Origin of the sequence: Nocardia asiatica NBRC 100129 (assembly GCF_000308415.1) — a bacterium.
GTDB classification, from domain to species: Bacteria; Actinomycetota; Actinomycetes; order Mycobacteriales; family Mycobacteriaceae; genus Nocardia; species Nocardia asiatica.
This window is the reverse complement of record NZ_BAFS01000372.1, coordinates 1-2,911: the sequence shown is the minus strand read 5'-3', so window position 1 is coordinate 2,911 and position 2,911 is coordinate 1. Positions and strand designations below refer to the sequence as shown.

The 2,911-nt window shown below is 62.5% G+C and carries 4 protein-coding genes; 2 read left to right on the top strand and 2 right to left on the bottom strand.

The genetic code is table 11. From position 1 onward, the window contains the following. A partial coding sequence (locus ON27_RS44425; RefSeq protein WP_218003064.1) for a hypothetical protein occupies positions 1-262 on the top strand: 262 nt, incomplete at its 5' end. A 137-nt stretch (positions 263-399) separates the two neighbouring features. Here the strand turns inward: ON27_RS44425 and ON27_RS41665 are convergent. Together ON27_RS41665 and ON27_RS29555 are read right to left on the bottom strand one after the other, a co-directional pair. Beyond that, a complete protein-coding gene (locus ON27_RS41665; protein WP_157227393.1) occupies positions 400-819 on the bottom strand; it encodes a DUF2218 domain-containing protein in 420 nt (139 codons plus the stop codon). Between the two features lie 46 nt (positions 820-865). Beyond that, entirely contained in the window at positions 866-1,417 is a 552-nt protein-coding gene (locus tag ON27_RS29555; protein ID WP_043734966.1) for a hypothetical protein, read from the bottom strand. Between the two features lie 261 nt (positions 1,418-1,678). Between ON27_RS29555 and ON27_RS29550 the strand changes: the two genes are divergently transcribed. Continuing rightward, positions 1,679-2,254 carry a TetR/AcrR family transcriptional regulator gene (locus ON27_RS29550; RefSeq protein ID WP_043734965.1) on the top strand — a complete coding sequence of 192 codons (576 nt, stop codon included), beginning with the start codon at positions 1,679-1,681 and terminating at the stop codon, positions 2,252-2,254. Positions 2,255-2,911: the final 657 nt, after the last annotated feature.

Below are 2,911 nucleotides of genomic sequence, written 5' to 3'. Positions count from 1 at the left end.
CGTGACGACGCCGGACGCGCCTGCACATGCAGATGGCTGCACTATTGGGCGGACATGGCGGATCTCCGTCGGTCCCGCGGGCAATGCTGTGCGGCACTGGACGATCTCAGCATTCGATCAGTTCGGACAAGAGCATCCGGGGTCACTGGATCGGAGTATCACCGGAACCGGACATTGGACGTCTGCGTCGAAGTCGAACGACTCGATAGCCGATCACCACGAGCACTTTGCCGATGAGAACGGTGATGAGCGCTGCACCTGAGTTCATTGTGTCCAGGCTCACGATAGCCAATCCCGCCGGACCTGCGTGCAGCGCGGCGGCTAGGGTCGCGATGCCAACAAGGACGAATATCGAAATACGCGAGCGGCGTATCTGCGATAGACGGAGATGACTTCCGGTCACCGGGCGAGCCGAGCCGCACCGGCGTCCCCGCCGCCGAGTGGGTGCCATTCGACGGTGAGCTGGTTACGACCGAATCGTTCGAAATCACGTGTGACGATATCGCGAATTCGCTGCAGCACACGGGCATCGATAGCCTCGATGCGTACCAGCAGAGCGTTTTCCTCGGCGTGTAAGACGCATCGGCCCACCGGATCGAAAGAAACCGTGCCCGAAGTATCGGACCAGTCGGAGTGGATGCGCATGCCATCGGGGCCGTTCGGACCAGCTTCGGGCATTGCATCGCGGTGGCCATGTCGGGCTCGGGGTGGTTGCTGACCGCGAGCGCGCAAGGCGCCCATGGCAGCAGCGTGTTTGCAGAATTGGCGGAGATAGCGCGATGGGCGGTCGGTGGATATGCGGGCTTCGATGGTCGGCATCGCTGTCACGTCCTGAGGTTGTCCTGTTCGGAACATGGATTTCGGATCACCCGGAAACAGTGACGGACTCTGTGGCGGGTTTGCGCTGGGGCGTGCGTTGTGCGCGCCGTTGCCCATAGCCCGTCATTCCCTTGGGTTTGTAAACCGACAGCACTGCGGCAGCGGTCAGTATCACCAGTCCGCCCGCTGAATGCACAAGATGCGTCGCGTTACGAAGGGCGTCAATAGGTTGCGATGACGGTGCGGACGAGGCGAGTTCTGCGTAGTAGTCGATACTGCGCGTATAGAGGACGAGCACGGTGACCGCGATGAGATTGAGCACCAGCTTGAATATCACCCAGTAGTGCCGCAACAGGCCCCAGTTCGTTCCCAGGCTTTCGATGAGTCCCGTGGTCAGCGACAGGGCGGCCAGCGGGATGATGACGTACCAGACACCGAGGCGCATCGATGTCAGAGCGCCTCGCACGATCATCGGATCGGCGTTGGCCATGACAGCGATCGCCAGGGCGATGTAGAGCGCGACCGCCCCCATCCACCCGACCGAAGACACAATGTGAGCCAGCAGGGTGAATCGCCGCCAGCGTTGCGTGAGGGCCATTGAAGTTCACCTTCTCGTCCGGATGAGGCGAAACGTACATCACGTCGCGGACAATACGAAGTGTATCGCAAATTCTTGCCAGAGCTCCGCGGTGACGTGCTGAGCGCCTTCGGATCGAATGATGGTCGAGCTTGTTGGAAGACATGCTCGCGATGACCGTGACCCGTGCCGCATCCTCGGGAGTCGCGAACGGTCGGTTGCCTCCTGCGCTGATGCTCGGCGCGGGCAAAAACGCCTATGTGACCTCGATATACTCCGACGGTGCCCAAACTGTGGAACGAGACTGTCAGCGCGCATCGCCAGGCTGTGCGGGACGCGTTGATGGACTCGACGGCGGAGCTTGTTGCTGAACACGGTCTTGCGGCGGTGACCATGACGCAGGTCGCCGAGACGACCGGCATCGGCCGGGCCACGTTGTACAAGTACTTTCCGGATGTCGAGTCGATTCTGCGGGCTTGGCACGAACGCCGGATCGGTGGGCATCTCGAGCAGTTGGCCGCCATAGTGTCGCGTGGTGGGGATATCGAGCAGCGGCTCGAGAAAGTGCTCAGTACTTATGCCATGATCGATTACTCCCGTCATGGCGGGGAATTGGTGCCCGTATTGCATCAGGGCGCCCATGCCGTCGAGGCACATCGCCACCTGCGCGGGCTGCTGCGGGGTCTGCTGGTAGAGGGTGTTGCCGCAGGGGTGGTCCGTGCGGATGTGCCGGCCGACGAGCTTGCCCAGTACTGCCTTTCGGCGCTGTCGGCGTCGAATTCGCTGCGATCGAAAGCAGCCGTCCGCCGTTTGGTCATCGTCACCTTGGCAGGCCTGCGACCCGGGAACGTCGAGTAGCTCGTATTCGGTAACTCAGGGCGCGCGGCCGGCACGAAGTTGCCGTGACCTGGGCGGTTGGCCGGTGCTCCGTGCTTTCATCGGAGTTTGTCATCCCGATTGGCACCCTCGATGATCGGAACGATGCTCAGCCATGTGCCCCCGGCTGTGGCGCATGGCCGGCTGGGGCTGTCGAAACGCTTGTCGGCGGCGCGAGGCTCGCGGCGGGACTGAGCGAGACGCCGTTGCCCGGACGATGGCCGCCCGGCGGGGGAACGTGACTGCCGTCGCTATTGCTCCCGTTCGGCATGTGCCTGCCGGGGCCGTGTTGGCCGCCGCCGACGAGCATCATCACCGCGACAGCGACCGCCAGGATCGCGACAGCGATTGCGCTGATGATCACCCACCGCGGCGTGCCGCCACGCCCTCTGCTCGCGGGTGGTCGCGCAGGCCTTTCCTTCATATCCATCTCCTGATCGAGTCGACGTCTCCCGTACCGTCGACCAATCTTTTCGATACATCTTGTCTCTGTCAATACATACCGTTCGTGCAATGCCGATTCGTATACTGATGGTATGCCCAGGCTCTGGAATGAGACAGTCGATGCCCATCGGCGTGAGGTACGTGAAGCGATCCTCGATGCCGCCTGGACACCGGCGAACGAGCGCGGGCCGCGTC

What these genes read in the sequence shown, in the direction of transcription:
- ON27_RS29555 (WP_043734966.1), bottom strand. Translation starts at nt 1,417, where the DNA reads ATGGCCCTCACGCAACGCTGGCGGCGATTCACCCTGCTGGCTCACATT.
- ON27_RS41665 (WP_157227393.1), bottom strand. Translation starts at nt 819, where the DNA reads ATGCCGACCATCGAAGCCCGCATATCCACCGACCGCCCATCGCGCTAT.